This window comes from Shewanella sp. FJAT-52076 (genome assembly GCF_019457455.1).
Classification (GTDB): Bacteria; Pseudomonadota; Gammaproteobacteria; order Enterobacterales; family Shewanellaceae; genus Shewanella; species Shewanella zhangzhouensis.
In genome coordinates, this window is the sequence record NZ_CP080415.1 from 736,465 (window position 1) to 751,365 (window position 14,901).

Annotated in this window: 17 protein-coding genes; 5 read left to right on the plus strand and 12 right to left on the minus strand. The window is 54.7% G+C overall.

All coding sequences use genetic code 11. From position 1 onward, the window contains the following. The 3 genes from K0H79_RS03170 to K0H79_RS03180 form a co-directional block, all read right to left on the minus strand. Nucleotides 1-189 carry a hypothetical protein gene (locus K0H79_RS03170; RefSeq protein WP_011758743.1) on the minus strand — a complete coding sequence of 63 codons (189 nt, stop codon included), beginning with the start codon at nt 187-189 and terminating at the stop codon, nt 1-3. A 124-nt stretch (nt 190-313) separates the two neighbouring features. Further along, nucleotides 314-1,696: a cytochrome C biosynthesis protein gene (locus K0H79_RS03175; RefSeq protein WP_220077284.1), complete on the minus strand. Its 1,383-nt coding sequence runs from the start codon at nt 1,694-1,696 to the stop codon at nt 314-316. Nucleotides 1,697-1,864: 168 nt separating this feature from the next. Then, entirely contained in the window at nt 1,865-2,293 is a 429-nt protein-coding gene (locus K0H79_RS03180) for a hypothetical protein (RefSeq protein ID WP_220077285.1), read from the minus strand. A 321-nt stretch (nt 2,294-2,614) separates the two neighbouring features. Here K0H79_RS03180 and K0H79_RS03185 point away from each other — a divergent pair, with 321 nt between their 5' ends. The 3 genes from K0H79_RS03185 to rlmC are packed head-to-tail and all read left to right on the plus strand — an operon-like array spanning nt 2,615 to nt 5,453. Beyond that, nucleotides 2,615-3,049: a MarR family winged helix-turn-helix transcriptional regulator gene (locus K0H79_RS03185; RefSeq protein ID WP_286670262.1), complete on the plus strand. Its 435-nt coding sequence runs from the start codon at nt 2,615-2,617 to the stop codon at nt 3,047-3,049. Between the two features lies 1 nt (nt 3,050). After that, nucleotides 3,051-4,265 carry a glycerol-3-phosphate dehydrogenase/oxidase gene (locus K0H79_RS03190; protein WP_220077286.1) on the plus strand — a complete coding sequence of 405 codons (1,215 nt, stop codon included), beginning with the start codon at nt 3,051-3,053 and terminating at the stop codon, nt 4,263-4,265. An 18-nt stretch (nt 4,266-4,283) separates the two neighbouring features. Beyond that, complete coding sequence (gene rlmC, locus K0H79_RS03195; protein WP_220078075.1) at nt 4,284-5,453, plus strand: 23S rRNA (uracil(747)-C(5))-methyltransferase RlmC; 1,170 nt, start codon at nt 4,284-4,286, stop codon at nt 5,451-5,453. Here rlmC and K0H79_RS03200 read toward each other — a convergent pair. Genes K0H79_RS03200 through K0H79_RS03215 form a run of 4 tightly spaced genes read right to left on the minus strand, consistent with a single transcriptional unit; the run spans nt 5,422 to nt 8,535 of the window. Continuing rightward, nucleotides 5,422-6,618, minus strand: a complete 1,197-nt coding sequence (locus tag K0H79_RS03200; protein WP_220077287.1) for a HAMP domain-containing sensor histidine kinase — start codon at nt 6,616-6,618, stop codon at nt 5,422-5,424. The two genes, rlmC and K0H79_RS03200, sit on opposite strands and share 32 nt — an antisense overlap. Beyond that, a complete protein-coding gene (locus K0H79_RS03205) occupies nt 6,615-7,322 on the minus strand; it encodes a response regulator transcription factor (RefSeq protein WP_220077288.1) in 708 nt (235 codons plus the stop codon). The genes K0H79_RS03200 and K0H79_RS03205 overlap by 4 nt, the downstream gene beginning before the upstream one ends. Further along, entirely contained in the window at nt 7,307-7,678 is a 372-nt protein-coding gene (locus tag K0H79_RS03210) for a DUF3019 domain-containing protein (protein WP_220066752.1), read from the minus strand. Before K0H79_RS03210 ends, K0H79_RS03205 begins: the two co-directional genes overlap by 16 nt. Before the next feature lie 20 nt (nt 7,679-7,698). Next, the gene (locus tag K0H79_RS03215) at nt 7,699-8,535 is read right to left on the minus strand and encodes a MipA/OmpV family protein (protein WP_220066753.1); all 837 of its coding nucleotides are present in this window, start codon (nt 8,533-8,535) and stop codon (nt 7,699-7,701) included. Between the two features lie 402 nt (nt 8,536-8,937). Between K0H79_RS03215 and chrA the strand changes: the two genes are divergently transcribed. Next, nucleotides 8,938-10,083 carry a chromate efflux transporter gene (gene chrA, locus K0H79_RS03220; RefSeq protein ID WP_220077289.1) on the plus strand — a complete coding sequence of 382 codons (1,146 nt, stop codon included), beginning with the start codon at nt 8,938-8,940 and terminating at the stop codon, nt 10,081-10,083. Nucleotides 10,084-10,163: 80 nt separating this feature from the next. On the opposite strand, the gene lpoB is transcribed toward chrA, so the two are convergent. Genes lpoB through K0H79_RS03245 form a run of 5 tightly spaced genes read right to left on the minus strand, consistent with a single transcriptional unit; the run spans nt 10,164 to nt 13,892 of the window. Continuing rightward, nucleotides 10,164-10,757: a penicillin-binding protein activator LpoB gene (lpoB, locus tag K0H79_RS03225; RefSeq protein WP_220066756.1), complete on the minus strand. Its 594-nt coding sequence runs from the start codon at nt 10,755-10,757 to the stop codon at nt 10,164-10,166. 2 nt (nt 10,758-10,759) lie between these two features. Further along, the gene (locus K0H79_RS03230; protein WP_258405519.1) at nt 10,760-12,085 is read right to left on the minus strand and encodes a COG3014 family protein; all 1,326 of its coding nucleotides are present in this window, start codon (nt 12,083-12,085) and stop codon (nt 10,760-10,762) included. Between the two features lie 50 nt (nt 12,086-12,135). Continuing rightward, the gene (def, locus tag K0H79_RS03235; protein WP_220077291.1) at nt 12,136-12,660 is read right to left on the minus strand and encodes a peptide deformylase; all 525 of its coding nucleotides are present in this window, start codon (nt 12,658-12,660) and stop codon (nt 12,136-12,138) included. A 27-nt stretch (nt 12,661-12,687) separates the two neighbouring features. Then, nucleotides 12,688-12,912, minus strand: a complete 225-nt coding sequence (locus K0H79_RS03240) for a SlyX family protein (RefSeq protein ID WP_408733368.1) — start codon at nt 12,910-12,912, stop codon at nt 12,688-12,690. A 2-nt stretch (nt 12,913-12,914) separates the two neighbouring features. Beyond that, nucleotides 12,915-13,892 (minus strand): WD40 repeat domain-containing protein, encoded by a 978-nt coding sequence (locus K0H79_RS03245; protein WP_220077292.1) that lies wholly within the window; start codon nt 13,890-13,892, stop codon nt 12,915-12,917. Between the two features lie 145 nt (nt 13,893-14,037). On the opposite strand from K0H79_RS03245, the gene fkpA reads away from it, so the two are divergent. Next, entirely contained in the window at nt 14,038-14,802 is a 765-nt protein-coding gene (fkpA, locus tag K0H79_RS03250; RefSeq protein ID WP_220077293.1) for an FKBP-type peptidyl-prolyl cis-trans isomerase, read from the plus strand. Nucleotides 14,803-14,901: the final 99 nt, after the last annotated feature.

Here is a 14,901-nt window from a genome sequence, read left to right on the forward strand (position 1 = left end):
TCAGGCGGTTGTGTCTATATTGTGGCCAATGTTGCCAACGGGTTCTGCCTTTGGGGCAGGCGCAGTGGCGGCAGCAATCAGGTCGACGGCGATTTGCCCTTCCACTTTTTGCTGATCTTTCGCCAGTTGTGCCACCTTCACGCCAATGGCGCCGTGGCTCAGATTGGGTTCAATGCTGTTGATGCTCATCGACGGAAAACTCCTCCAGACTGCATGTGGTCGATACCGGCTTATCGGCCACCATGCAGTAAACTTTAGCGCCACAGTCGCTCATTGCAAGGGCTCATAGCAACGGAACATGGCGCCTTTGGCATCAGCTTTGACGGGCGGTAAGTAACTTTCGCCCAATAATCAACACGCTGGTAATGCCGATGGAACCGAGGATCAACGCCACCGCCAGCACCACATTTTGCAGTGAGGTGGGATCAAGTACCAGCATGCCACCCAAGCCCACCATCATGATGCCAGACATCAGCTTGAGGGTTTGCCCCTCCTTCTCGCTCAGTTTGCGCTTACCCAGTGTCAGGGCAAACACCAGCACTATCAGTGCCAACGGGATCACGTAGACGACGTTGTACATCACCAGATAAAAATACCGCTCGGCTGCGGGCAGCTCGTGCATGGCCAGCACACTGGTATAAATCATCGGGAAGCCGGCGGTGCAGAGCAGCTCGTAAGCGTTGGCGAGGATGGCCAGCACTGTGGTGCCCAGGATCATGGCAGTCATGGAGCTGGCACTGGACAGCTTGCCCATGCGTTTAATCAGCCCTGTGCGTTTTTCGGCGGACATCGACAGACTGACATCGCCCTTTTCAAAGAAAAATTCTTTGACGTTGATGGTACCTGCCACCAGCGCCAGCAAACCGGCGGCGAGAATGATGTTGCCACCATCCCCATCGGCGCCCAGCAGTTCAAACATGTTGAGCCAGGCGGTCATAAACAGGAAGTAAATAAAGCCTGAGAAGAACACGAAAATGCCGCCTACAACCAACATACGACTGCGGCTCTTGGCGTTGACCATGATGGACAGCAAAAACAGCAGCACGAAAAAGGCGCAGGGATTAAAGGCATCCACGCCGGCCAGCACCAGGGTCAGCAGTGGCAGGGATAGCTGGTCCGGTGTGACAACGCCGATAAAGGGTAATTCGACCGGCTGTACATCAGAGCTGGCGGCTTCTTCACCCAGATCGCAGGTGCCGGCCTCACCGGCGGAGCTACAGGTACCAAAGAGCGGCTGCTGTGTGTTGGATGCAGGAGTTATCGCGGGGCCATCGTCACCGACTGTACCACCGAGGCTGCGATAACACTCCTTGAGCCTGCCAAGCAGGTATTGACCTGTGACCTCGGCGCTGCTGTAGCCCACGCTGGCCTTACCGCAAATGGCGAAATAGGGCACAGAGCGTGCCTCTGAGCCGGTGGCCTTGGCAACGGCCTGCCATTTTTCCCGGGCACCGGGCGCCGTAATCATATAAGACTCGAGGGAAATCCAGGGATACTGCTCTGGCAGTGCATCGATAAAAGGATGGGCCTCGGCGCAGTGGGGGCAGGTCTTTGACCAGAAAAAATAGAGCTTTACCACAGGCTTGCCGTCGGCATCTGTCTGATGCCAAACCGGTGATGTGGTGAGATCTTCAGTGGCTGAAAATGCCGGAATAGACAATAGCATCAGTAATGAAAGCAAGATTGCGCGGACCATAGGGCCTCCAGACCCACCTCAGGTGGGAAGCAAAGACAAAACCTCTGACTCTACTTTACTGAAATCCCCATGGCGGATTAAATCATGCTTTCAAAACTGTAAAACACATCAGAAAAATACCGGAATTGAGATCAAGATGCCCCTGGGGTCACCGAAAGGTCTTTGATTTCAAAGACGGTGTTCGGCGACGGAGGCATCGGCCAACATTGGGCCTTGGTCTTCATCACTGGTCTTGCACCATTTCAATGCCAGGGCGCGGCTTTCGGTATCCACCGCAGTACGAATACGGCTTACCATCACAGCGCCAAAGCCTGCGTTGGTCAGGTAGCTTTTTACCCGCTCGATACGGCGCTCGGCGAGCCACATATTGTATTTTTTCAGCTCATCGTCACCGGCATTGCGATTGAATGCAAATTCGAGCAACAGATAACCATTACCTGTGTCGGCACTGGTTTGTTGGGTTTCAAGCAGTTGTTTCAGGGTGGCAGTGCCCGCGGCATCGAAGTAGGAGCTGTTTTTGTCGAAATTCACAGCACCGAGCTCTGTAATGCCTTCACAGCTGGCGCTGGCGCCAAAAACTGCAAGGCTTATTATCATAGTTATATGTTTCAGCATCCTTCACCTTTAAAGAACAAAATCCTGTAAATCCTGGGTTCTTTAGGCCTGCCACTGTAAGGGAAAGCCCAGCGGAATTCAATTTGTAGACAGAGGCAAGCAGGGTGGTTTCAGTTTCGAAAAAAACGTCAGAAAACCAACGCCGCAACCTGACTGTCTCTATCTCTCTTTTCGGTGTTTGGGTGTCAGTAAATTGGCTGAGACAATTTGTAATTTTTCACTGAAATTGGCTCGCCATAGGGTCATTTTTTTTGCTATAACACAACTAATTTGTGTGCAATATAAATCGATGTGAGGCTTCAGGTGCAAGATACTCTGGCTTTGGACCGACAGGTCTGCTTTTCGCTCTATCGGGCGAGTAATGCGATGATCCGCGCCTATCGTCCCGTGTTGGATGGGCTTGGACTGACATATCCCCAATATCTGGTGATGCTGGTGCTCTGGGAAGAAGAAGGCCTCAGCGTAAAATCGCTGGGTGAGCGCCTGCATTTGGACTCGGGTACCCTGACGCCACTGCTCAAACGCCTGGAACAAAAGGGCCTGGTCAGCCGTGGCCGTTCGGAGCACGATGAAAGAGTCAGGGTGCTGCATTTAACCGATGATGGCAGGCTCCTCAAACGCGGTGCCCGGGATATTCCCGACAGAATGCGCTGTATGGTGGGGACCGGACTGGAAGAACTGGCCGAGCTGAAAAGATTGTGCGACAAAGCGGCCAAGTTATTGGAGCGGGAATCCTAGGATGAAGCGAGTGGACGTGCTGGTGGTGGGCGGCGGTATTGCAGGCGTGGGCATAGCTCAGTTTGCTGCGGCGGACGGATATTCGGTGGCCCTGATTGAACGGCAGCGGATAGGCGAAGCGACCTCCGGTAATTCCAGTAAACTCATCCACGGTGGGCTCAGGTACCTCGAGACAATGCAGTTGGATCTCGTGCGCAAATCCCTGAAAGAGCGCCGTGCACTGCTACGGCTGGCGCCCTCTCTGGTGAAGGCCGTTCCCTTTTATTTTCCTGTCTACCGCAACAGTCGCCGCGGCGCGCTCACCATCAGGGCGGGCTTATCCCTGTATGGACTCTTGAGCGAATTCGATGCCCTCGGACGCTTTAAAACCCTGAGCCAGACTCAGTGGTCCAGGTTACAGGGATTAAACAGTTCGGGGCTTGAGGCAGTATTCCAATACTGGGATGCGCAAACTGACGACAGGCTGCTGTGTGAGGCGGTTGCGCACAGTGCAACCCTGCTTGGAGCTGACGTGTTTGAATGGGCTGAAGTGGGGCACATCGAGCACAGTGGTGATGCTTGTCAGGTGAGTTTCACGCAGCACGGACTGCAACATGAAATACAGGCCAGTGTGGTCATTAACGCCTGCGGCCCCTGGGTGAATCAGCTGCTTGAGCGGGTGACGCCAGGTGTATCGGCGCTGGAGATTGACTGGGTGCAGGGGGCGCACTTGCTGCTGGACATTCCGCCTGTCGACGGTGTGCTTTACCTCGAATCTCCCATCGACCAGCGGGTGGTGTTTGTTATGCCCTGGTACGGTAAAACCCTGGTGGGTACCACCGAAACCCGTTTGGCCCATTTGGACAACAAGCCCGTGGTCACCGAAGCCGAAAAACGTTACCTGTTGGCGCTCTACGCGCACTATTTTCCCAACGCCGGTGGAGTGGATGAACTGGAGAAAAAAGTCACAGATACCTTTTGTGGGGTCAGGGTGCTCCCCCGCAGTGGCGGCGATGCCTTTCATGCCCCGCGGGACACCCTGATGCACACGTGCCGTTCTCACCCCAGACTGCTTAGCCTCTACGGCGGCAAGCTGACCACTTTTCGCAGCAGTGCCGCCGAAGTCCTTGGCTGGGTGAGGGCACAACTGGGAGAAAGGACCGCGATTGCCGATGTGGATAAGTTGCCCCTCAGCCGTCCGGTGAACCGGGATGATTTTATGGCGCAAACAGGCTAAAGTGTGCGCCGTTTTTCGATGTGGGAGCCGAACGTGAGCTGTGACTATTTCAACCGGGGACTCTGTCAGTCGTGCCGTCTGATGCCCAAGCCTGTGAGTGAGCAATTGCTGGAGAAAGAAGCCAGGCTCACCCATCTGCTGGGCAATCTGCAGGTAGACGAGCGTTTGGCTCCGGTATCCGGTCCTGAGTTTGGTTTTCGTAACAAAGCGAAAATGGTGGTTATGGGCGCTGCCCACGCCCCTGTACTGGGCATTCCGGGTCCCGATGGTCAACCCGTGGACCTTAGCCATTGCCCCCTCTATCCACAAGACATGCAGGCTCTCTTGCTTGAGCTCACTTCCTTTGTGCGCCGCGCAGGCATTCCTCCCTACCGGGTCGATAAAGCCAGGGGCGAGCTTAAGTTTATTTTGCTGACCCGCAGCGCCGCGCGCGGTGAGTTTATGCTGCGATTTGTGCTCAGAAGCAAGGATGCCATTCCCCGTGTCGAACGTGAACTGCCTAAACTCATGGCCGATTACCCGGCCATCAAGGTGGTCTCGGTGAACCTGCAACCGGTGCACATGGCAAGGCTCGAAGGTGAAGAGGAAATCTTTCTTACCCAAGTCACCCGCCTTGATGAGTTCTTTAACGGGGTACCACTCTTTATCCGCCCCAAAAGCTTTTTCCAAACCAATCCCGAGGTGGCCTCGAGTTTGTACGCCACCGCGGCCAAGTGGGTCGAAGAATTAAAGCCAAAGAGCCTGTGGGATCTTTTTTGCGGTGTTGGCGGCTTTGGGTTGCACTGTGCCAGTGCGTCGTTGCCTGTGACAGGCATTGAGATTGAAGCCGAAGCCATCGACTGCGCCAAAACCTCGGCAGCGGCCATGGGACTGGATAATCTGTCGTTTGCAGCGCTGGATTCCACCGACTTTGCCATGGGTCAGCAGGCACAGGAAGTGCCTGAGGTCATCATAGTGAATCCACCGCGCCGGGGTATAGGTGAGGAGCTGTGTGAGCGTTTGTCGGCCTTTGGTCCAAAAGCCATTATTTATTCCAGCTGCAACCCCGAGACGCTGGCTAAAGATCTGGCCCTGATCTCCGGCTATCGCATTGCCCGGATACAGCTGTTCGATATGTTCCCCCACAGTGACCACTTTGAGGTGCTGTGTCTGCTGCTCAAGGAAGCGACCTGCGCCAGCGCAGACTGATTGAGGCGCCGCCAAGTTCGGCCGAGTTTTCCACTGTCAGTTTGCCCTGATGCCAGATGGCAATTTTGCGGACGATATAGAGGCCCAGGCCAAATCCGGCACTTTGCTGTTTACTGCCCCGCTGAAATGCCTGGCGCAAGTCTTTGCCCGGCTCCTGTATGCCCGGGCCATCATCTTCAACGGTTAGCCGCCAATGGCGGGTTTCTGCGACCAGGGTCAGCTTGATATTGCCGCTGGCGAATCGCAGAGCATTGGCTATCAGGTTTTGGCTGGCCAGATCCATGCTCAGCGGGTCAATCAACACCTTATCGTTACTGAGGGCGCAGTCCACCTGGCAGTGCACGTTGTATTTGGGGGCGTATACGGCAAAGTTATCTGCCACGGCTTTGATAAATTCAGGCGCATTCACCCACTGGCTATGTTGACTGGGCTGCTGGTGCTCAACCCGCGCAAACGACAGATAGCTCTTGGTCAGGGCCTCGATTTGATTGATATCTTCTTCCAGCCGGGCGCTGTGTTTTTCAGACAATTGCGCCCGGGCCAACTCCAGCACAAACCGCATCCGCGACAGCGGCGTGCGGATCTCGTGGGACATGATCCGCGACAGATCCCGGTGCAGCTCCAAAAAGTCGACAATTTGCCCCGTCATGGTTTCAAACCCCTTGGCTAAGGGATAAATCGCCGATCGTTGGCTGATGCCGGTTTTGATTCGCTTGGGGTGCGCACCAAAACTCAGCGCCTGTGACTGAAGCAGGCTTAAATCTTTGAACACTCTTCCGATAAGCAGAAGAATCGCCAGTGCCAGTGAAGCGTAGAGGAGTGGGATCAGGGTGTTTAGCTGGCCGTGCTGCGCCTGGGGATTAACGGGACCCATTTCCCGAATATGGCCACTGTCCAGACGCAGATAATAAAACTCTTTGCCATCCTGATGGGTGAGGGAAATAACGTCGCCATTGTCAAGACGGGTCTGCAGTTCGGGGGCAAAAGCAATGCTGCCGGGTTGCAGTTCACGAAATCCCAAACGCCCCTGTTTTAATAGAGCGTCGGCATCGAGGCTGTAGCCATATGCCTCGTCGGACGCACTGTAGATAAGGTTGAAGGACCAAACAATAAAGGCGCAGGAGGCGATGATAAGAACAAACAGCCGGATAAGCTGAGGCTTCATATCTCGTCGGTCGCAAAGCTCAGCAGATAGCCCCGGCCGTGCACCGTGCGAATGGCGAGGCCCAGGATGCCGATGTTTTCCAGTTTACGTCTCAGGCGCGAAATTTTCAGATCCATGGCACGGTCAAGGCCATCGTATTCACGGCCTATGATTTGCTCAAACAGGTATTCACGACTCAATACCTGCTCCAAATGGTGCACAAAGACCCACATTAGCTCGGTTTCCTGGGTTGTCAGCGGGTAATTCTGATCGGCAAAGCACAGTTGCTGATGTGCCTTGTGCAGGATGAGGCCATCCTGCTCCCAAATCTGGCTGTTGCTCTGGGGCGATGGCGGACGACTGAGCCGGGCACGAATGCGGGCAAGCAGCAGGTTGGGTACCACTGGCTTGCTGATATAGTCGGCAGCGCCGAGCTCCAGGCCAAAGATTTCATCTTCCGGTGCGGCCAGTGCCGTCATAAAAATAATGGGTGCGGGAACCTTTTTGGATAAGGTCGGAAAGGCGCTGAAGCCATCCTGCCCGGGCAGCATCACATCACAGAGCACCAACTCTATGTTCTGCCCCTGGCTTTTGGTAAAGGCCTCTTCAATGGACTCGGCATGGATAACACTGAACTCCTCGGCCTCAAGAAAATCCACAATGAGTTCTGCCAGGGGCAAGTCGTCTTCAATCAGCAGCAGTTTGTGTTTTACAGCAGATCCCAATTCAGCCCCCTGCGTTTGCGTTTTTGCGGTGGTTGAAACAAGACCACCGACACCTGGGTTGAAAGCAGTACGCGGGAATTCATGTCCCGGATTTCGATGGTGGCATCTTTTTCCAGTGCCAGCGAGAGTTCTTCACTGAGCTCTTTCAGCCCCGTGTAACAACGACGGGGCTCTGCTTCATGTTTAAGCCACAGACACAGATTCTGCTCTGTATCTGTTTGGTAATGTACCGAAATACTGAAACGGCAGGGAAGTGCTTCACTGCTGGTGGCGCAGGCTTTGGGTGCAACATTCAACTCGTCCGCCATGGCCAGCGGCACTATGCACAGCGGCGACAGCAAGAACAACAGTGACATTCGCTTTCCCATACCCGCTCCTAGAAACTGTAGCTGACGCCGGCAAAACCCGAGAAAAGATCGTCTCTTTCTATCAGAGCGCTCTCTCTTATGGCTTTACCCAGGCGGGTATGATTGACAGTGAGAATAAAGTTCAGACTGTCGCTCAGGGGAATGTTCAGCACGCCTTTGACGTGCCAGTTGGTGGCCGCTTCAAGCGGCGCAGGTGGGCGTCTGGCGCCGGACTCTGCTTGCGTCACATTGTAGTAGTAGTCCACCAAATCGGCATTTTTGTATACGCCGCCAATCTCTATGCCTGCGGCGCCCCAAGACCAGGCGAAGGACTTTCTGGCACTGAGTTGCCACTCATAGCCGTTGTGTACACCGGTGATGTCGTAAAACACTCCTGTCGTCAGGTCGAACACGGGCGTGTACCAGGTTGCGCTGAGACCGCCGAGATAAGACAGATTGCGCTCTACCGGCTCAAGTTTGGGCGGCTCAACCCCCGGACGAACTATGGGGCCGGTATTGGGTTTGTAGCCGAGGATGTCCGACAGTAACAACTTGCCAAATCCATCGTACTCAAAATAGATACCGTCATCGTTTAACTGTCCCTGTACATCGACACTCAACCAGTCGGTTTCGTAGAGGCTGTATCCCAGGGTGAAATTCTCAACGTAAAAGTCTTCGCCGTAGTAATACCAGCTTGGCAGTACATAGGTGGTGATGTCTTCGGTTTTTTTGCGGGGGTTTTCCAGTATCCCATAGCCAAGGGCCAGCGAGACCTGCCAGTCTCCCGGAGTCACTGTTTGCAACTCTTCCGCTTTCACGGGGAAAGCCAGAGACAGCATCAGCATAAACAGTATCAGGGGTTTCATGGGTTATTTCTTATTAGCGCTTTTGGAATAAGTTTGTGTGTTTTTCGGGCTCTTTGCCCAGAGATTATCACGATAATCTGTGCTCTCCAGCAAATACTGGAAAAGGCTACAAAATGCTACATGCCATTTGTGTTTTGCTTTTGTATGAAAAGTAAGTGCTGGATGTTGGACGCTGGAGCGATGTGTTTCGTTCCTCTTGCTTGTCGGTGCCGCTTACTGGTGATGTAGTTGACAGTGCGACACGCATAATGCCCATCATGCAGTTAAGACCCGGGAGACGAAATTCGTGCCCGGGCCAGCAAAACCCAAAACCACCGCAGCTGCGGTGGTTTTTTTATGTCAACTTGGTGTCACAAAGATGTCATACTCTGATGCCATCGCATTCGGGGAAAACTCAAGGCTATGTGGCAGATTTTCGTGCGTTTTTTCATGCTGGGATTGACCAGCTTCGGTGGGCCTGCGGCCCATATCGGTTATTTCAGGCAGACTTTCGTCAGCGAACTCAATTGGGTCGATGAAAAGCGGTTCGGTGCCCTGGTGGCATTGTCGCAATTTTTGCCCGGGCCAGGTTCCAGCCAACTGGGGTTTGCCATAGGACTCACCCGCGGTGGGCTTGGCGGTGCTCTGGCTGCCTTTGTCGGCTTTACCCTGCCATCGGCCATGTTGATGTATCTGCTGTCCGTGACCAGTGCCAATCTGTTGGGGCAGTCCTGGTTCGACGGCCTCATTCACGGGCTTAAACTGCTTGCCGTGGTGGTGGTGATGGATGCCTGTTTGGGTATGTTCCGCCAGTTTTGCCAGCATGCGGCAGCGAGACTGATTATGGCTGCCAGTACGATAGCGCTGCTGCTTTTCGGGCTCAGTTGGGTGCAGTTTGTGGTACTGGCGCTGGCCGCTGTGGTGGGAGTTGTTTACTTGTCTCCATCCGGCGGGTCTGGCGGTAAGCTCGCCGGCATAGGCTGGGGCTGGCTGCTTGCCTTTACCCTGCTCCTTGGTGGCGCCTTTTATGGGGTTTCAGCCTTCAGCGGCGGCAGTGAGGCGTGGATTGCAGCAGTGAACTTTCAGGCTGGCTCCCTCGTGTTCGGTGGTGGCCATGTGGTGTTGCCGCTGCTGGAAGGACATTTTGGCGAGCTGATGTCGCCGGACCGGTTTTTGACCGGCTATGCAGCCGCTCAGGCTATTCCTGGCCCCATGTTTACCCTGGCGACCTTTTTGGGCGCCGATGTGGCCACCGGGGATGCTGTGGCAGGGGCGTTGATTGCGACCCTGGCTATCTTCCTGCCGGGCTTTTTATTGCTGCTGGCGTTTCTTCCCGCATGGGAGGGCCTGAGCCAACGCCCCAGGGTGGCGGGCGCGGTCGCAGGCGTCAATGCCGCTGTGGTGGGGCTGCTGCTCAGTGCGCTCTACCAGCCGATTTGGCTCTCTGCTGTGGTGGGCCCCATGGACATGGCGCTGGTGGTTGCCGGTTTCGCAGCGCTGAAGGTGCTCAGGTTGCCCATTCTGGCGCTGGTGGCAGGCTTTGCGCTGATTGGCGGGATTTGGCTGTAACGGATGGATTCACCGCAATAAAAAACCAGCGCATTGGCGCTGGTTTTTTATTTTCAGATTTTGTCTTCCCAGACAGGCAATTACATGCCGAGGAATGACTTGGACTTGGTCTTGCGGATTTCTTTTTCGTCGGACCATTCGATGAGACCGGTTTCCAAATCCATCAGACGCATGGTCATCTTGTAGTACACATCCTTGGTGCTGCCTTCCTGCTTCACAATGCTGGACAGGTTGCCGTAGAGCATGTACTGCGCGCCGATTTGGCGGCCAAAACGGATGGCGGTTGATGGGTCAACCATACCAGAGTTGTTTTGGTAATCCAGCTGCTTACGAACGGCGTCCACCTTGGTCATATCGATAAAGCGGAACTTGCCGGAGCGCAGCAGCTTGTTGCTGATGGAGTCGGTCACCGACTCGGTATCTATGTGCTCTGAGGTTTTGTTTTTGATTTTGTCCACGAAGATGATGGGGCGCTGTTTGGCAGTCATGGCCACCACAGGCGGGAAGGTCAGCATGCTGTCCACCATCTTGGAGGTGATGGCCTGCAGATCGGTGGAACCGAAGTTCTCATTCACCGTTTCCACTTCGGTGGCGTCTCCGTACTCAACCTTGGATTGACAGGCGCCCAGGCCAAGGGACGCTGCCAGGATGAAAATCAGTTTGAAGTGTTTCATAGTCAGTTCCATTTACTTTTGATGTTGATTGAATAAAAGCGGATGTTGCTGCCCGTGTCAATCGCCCATAGCAGGGTAGTCTGTCCGGGACGTATCTCTATGTTCCTGCTGGCATTGCCAAGGGTAACACTGTAATCGCCCTCAGGTAAAAACCGGCGGCCAATCTGGGCCTGTTTTGGCAGGGTCAGCCAGCTGCGTAAATCGGCCTGTTCGCTTAACACATTAAAAATCTGCATGGCCACGGCGGCGCCATCAAACTCGTCCCGGCGTTTTTTGCTTTGGCTTTCCACACTGCGGGTCAGCTCTGATTTGGCATAGACCCGGGCCGCCTGACGAATGAGCAGCGCGGGCAAGTCTTCTTTAAGCGCGTTGATGGCGAGTGCGTCCATGTTGGCGATGGTTGCCGGCTGCAGGGGCGCATCCAGCCCCCTCAGGCTGAGGGGCGCTGGCGCCGGACCACTGCTGCCATAGGTTGGCAGCGATACGGTTTGCCAGTTTCCGCTGATGGTAAAGGGGACCGTGAGTGGCTGCTTGGCCAACACGAAATCCCGCTCCAGCAGCAGTACCAGCTGGCCGTCCTGTTGGCCGGGCAGTATGGCTTCGCCGAACCTGTCTTTGAATTCCTCATACTGGGGCATGGCGAGCTTTTTGGCCAAGCGCACCAGATCCTGCTCCAGGTATGGATTGCCCGGGAAGATTTGCGCTGCCTTGCGATAATCGATAAAGGCGTCGTTTTCTTCCCCCAGGAGCTCATGGATTAGGCCTGTGGTGTAGTAGCTGTAGGCATTTAAGAAAGAACTGGTAACCGTTCCAGCCTGCTGTTCGAGGCGGTTTATTTCACTGTCCACAGTGCCATTGGCCATGGCCTTGACCGACTCTTTGGATTTTTCATAGCGCTTTTGCTCCAGCGCCTGTAATTCATTGGCCCGGCGCACCTCCACCAGAGCGCCTTCAAAGTCGTTCTGCATCAGGTAATTGAGCGCCTGATACTGGTGAACCATCACCCGCTCAAATCCCGGGCCACGGTAGGGAATAACATTATCATTCAATACCAGACTGCCGGCGTTGGCGCCGAGGTTGCTGAGGCTGACGGTGGCCTGGTCATCGAATTTGGCATAGGTCGCAATGGCACTTCGGTAATAATCCTGGCTTGCTTTAAAGTCGCCACCGACCTGTGCGACCCGTCCGGCTTCCTGCGCATAAAGCAGGCCGTCTTTGCCGCTGAGCTCTGTGCTTAATTGTGCCAGCGGTGACAGGGGCGTCGGGCCCGAAAGCGCTTGCTTAACCTGTGTCATCTGCGCTGGATAACTCATAAAGAAGCCGCCCATGGCGCAGCCGCCAAGGAAGAGCGCTGTTATGAGTACTGCCGAGCGTTGGCTCACAGTAGTGTCTCTCCCGAAGCCGCTGCCTGCTCCTGTGACGCCATGGTGATGCGCTCCAGCAGGGTGATGCCATCGAGGTGATCCAGCTCGTGCTGAAAAATCCGTGCGATAAAGCCGGTAAGACGACCGGAGTGGGTATTGCCCTGCAAGTCCTGCCATTGGGCATCGACCCAGAGATGGCGCGCGATGGCCAGCCGTTTTCCCGGCACCGACAGACAGCCTTCTTCACCCAGCTCCCATTCTGATGAACCCGACAGCAGCACAGGATTGACCATCACCACAGGCTCCATCAGGGGTGCATCGGGATAACGCTCGTTGGGGCGGGATGCGACGATGAAAAGCCGCTGACTCTCGCCAATCTGCGGCGCGGCTATGCCCACACCTTTGGCCTGCAACATGGTGGCCATCAGGGTTTGCGCGAGCCTATCCAGATTGGCGTCAAACACAGTGACAGGTGCCGCTTTTTGATAGAGCACCGGGTCTCCTGTGATAACGATGGGGGCGGTTTGGATGCTGGCCATGAAATTCCCTGTTCCTGTGGCGAATACTCAGTAGTGGGGCGGCGGCGTTTCTTCCGCCTGGGTCGCGATATTGCTCGGTTCCATCGCTTTAAGCTTACTCACCAGCATTTGAATCGCGTGAGTTTGCTTGGCAACAATGTCGTTGAGCTTAATGACTTCCTGATTCAGCTCTTCCACCGTCATCTCGTTGAAAGCGAGCTTGGTTTGCAGCTCTTCGATTTGCTGTTGCATTGCCTTTATATCTGTTTGCATTGTTACCTCGTTGACCAGTATTCCACTCTGCCACTGCTGCTGATGCTGGCAACAGGTGTTTGTGGCAGGCCGGTTTCGGCCACTGAGTATACAACGGCACCTTTGTTTTGCGGTCGATTGGAGAGACTCACCTGCCAGCGACCGGTTACTTTTCCATCTTTTGTTTGCCAGCGCAGTACTTCCCTAAAGGGGGTGCCTGTTAGCAATGCCGCATTGTTGTGGCTGAATCGGGCCGCAGAAAAGGTCATGGTGCGCTGCTTTATCCGTAATTCACTGATGACTTTGCCGGATTGGCTGGCAAAAATGCGGGCATCGGCCTTGGCGTCGGCGGCGAATGCCAGCTCACCGTTTGAGGACAGCGCCACAGCCAGTACCCGGGCATCAAACTGCAGGGTTTGCAACGGCTGTCCGGTATCGGCCTGCCAGAGAATGGCCTGATAGTCGTTGCCCCCGCTGAGTGCCAACTTGCCATCGGCTGACAGCGCCACGCTGTTGACCTTCTCGCTGTGTCCAAGGAATCGGATAAGTTTGGTTTGGCCGGCCACGAGCGACATCACAGAGCCATCGGCGAGTCCTATCAAGAGACCTCCGCCATCGGAGAGCGCCAGCGCCTGCCCCGCCGAAGGCAGTGACCAAAGCCCCACCTGAGAACCGTCATCTATCCTCCACAGTGCAACTGAATCCCGGCTTAATGAGGCGGCATAAACGCCGTTGTCCGACAGGGCAAGGGCGATGGACTCGTTACTGGTAGGTCCGTGTTGCCATCTGTGTTTGAGGGTTTTGGGAGAGAGCTGCCACAGCTCAACACCACCGGACTCGGTGCTGATGAGTGCCATGCCGGCGTCCTGGCTCAGGGTTGCGCCATAACTGGGGGCGTCACTGAGTACCAACACCCCATCGGCTTGCTTCGGGGAACAGCCCGATAAGAGCACTAAAACCAGTGCCAGCCACAGATTACATAGGTTGAACTTATTCCACATGCCCAGGTCTCATTGCTGTCTGTATTTCCGGACAGCCCCCGCTTGGTGCTGCCCATGGCATAAGCTTAGTAACTAGTATAAAGTGGGGCGGTTTGATGAATAACAAAGGTTATTGTAACCACTTGAGGACGCTAAGGAAGCTTCAATGAAATCTATTTATAAATACTCTCTGGTCGCCCTGGCCGTAGTAGGTTTAACTGCCTGTAATAAAGAAGAAAAAGCAGCAGAAGTTGCACCAGCTGTTTCCCTGACCACTGAGGCCCAGAAAGAAGCATACAGTGTTGGCGCTTCCATCGGCAGCTACATGTCAGGTCACATCAAAGAGCAGGAAGCCCTCGGCCTGCCAGCGGATCGCACCCTGATTGTTGAAGGTTTTGCCAACGGCCTGAACGGTGCCCTGAAGCTGACCGAAGAAGAAATGCAGACAGTGCTGCAGAATCTGGACAAGAAGCTGAACGACAAGCGCGTTGCTCAGGCAGAAGCCATGGCCGCCAAAAATCTGGAAGACGGTAAAAAGTTCCAGGAAACCAACAAGGCCAAAGAAGGCGTTACCACTACCGAGTCTGGTCTCCAGTACGAAGTCTTGGTTGCCGCTGAAGGCGACAAGCCAGCCGCTGAAGATGTGGTTGAAGTGCACTATGCCGGTACCCTGATCGATGGCACGCCATTTGATAGCTCCTACGACCGTGGCCAGACTGCCAAATTCCCGCTGAACCGTGTAATCGCCGGTTGGACCGAAGGCGTGCAGCTGATGTCTGTGGGTTCCAAGTACCGCTTCGTGATCCCCGCTGAGCTGGCCTACGGTGAGCGTGACAATGGCACTATCCCAGCTAACTCGACTCTGGTATTTGAGGTGGAACTGGTGTCCATCGAAAAAGCCGCACCTGCCGAAGCTGCTCCTGCGCAATAATCCGGAATGCTTTGGTAAAAGACGCCCCCTGGGCGTCTTTTTTTTTGGTGCAAATCCACGCAGAATATCAGTAAAGTGACTGAGCAAGATTTTGAATTT

Excerpts from the sequence above, each read along its gene's own strand:
- chrA (WP_220077289.1), top strand. The coding sequence starts at position 8,938 with ATGTGGCAGATTTTCGTGCGTTTTTTCATGCTGGGATTGACCAGCTTC.
- K0H79_RS03175 (WP_220077284.1), bottom strand. The coding sequence starts at position 1,696 with ATGGTCCGCGCAATCTTGCTTTCATTACTGATGCTATTGTCTATTCCG.
- K0H79_RS03210 (WP_220066752.1), bottom strand. The coding sequence starts at position 7,678 with ATGTCACTGTTGTTCTTGCTGTCGCCGCTGTGCATAGTGCCGCTGGCC.
- K0H79_RS03170 (WP_011758743.1), bottom strand. The coding sequence starts at position 189 with ATGAGCATCAACAGCATTGAACCCAATCTGAGCCACGGCGCCATTGGC.
- rlmC (WP_220078075.1), top strand. The coding sequence starts at position 4,284 with ATGTGGGAGCCGAACGTGAGCTGTGACTATTTCAACCGGGGACTCTGT.
- K0H79_RS03215 (WP_220066753.1), bottom strand. The coding sequence starts at position 8,535 with ATGAAACCCCTGATACTGTTTATGCTGATGCTGTCTCTGGCTTTCCCC.
- lpoB (WP_220066756.1), bottom strand. The coding sequence starts at position 10,757 with ATGAAACACTTCAAACTGATTTTCATCCTGGCAGCGTCCCTTGGCCTG.
- K0H79_RS03240 (WP_408733368.1), bottom strand. The coding sequence starts at position 12,912 with ATGCAAACAGATATAAAGGCAATGCAACAGCAAATCGAAGAGCTGCAA.
- K0H79_RS03200 (WP_220077287.1), bottom strand. The coding sequence starts at position 6,618 with ATGAAGCCTCAGCTTATCCGGCTGTTTGTTCTTATCATCGCCTCCTGC.
- K0H79_RS03230 (WP_258405519.1), bottom strand. The coding sequence starts at position 12,085 with ATGGGCGGCTTCTTTATGAGTTATCCAGCGCAGATGACACAGGTTAAG.
- K0H79_RS03245 (WP_220077292.1), bottom strand. The coding sequence starts at position 13,892 with ATGTGGAATAAGTTCAACCTATGTAATCTGTGGCTGGCACTGGTTTTA.
- def (WP_220077291.1), bottom strand. The coding sequence starts at position 12,660 with ATGGCCAGCATCCAAACCGCCCCCATCGTTATCACAGGAGACCCGGTG.
- K0H79_RS03190 (WP_220077286.1), top strand. The coding sequence starts at position 3,051 with ATGAAGCGAGTGGACGTGCTGGTGGTGGGCGGCGGTATTGCAGGCGTG.
- fkpA (WP_220077293.1), top strand. The coding sequence starts at position 14,038 with ATGAAATCTATTTATAAATACTCTCTGGTCGCCCTGGCCGTAGTAGGT.
- K0H79_RS03180 (WP_220077285.1), bottom strand. The coding sequence starts at position 2,293 with ATGATAATAAGCCTTGCAGTTTTTGGCGCCAGCGCCAGCTGTGAAGGC.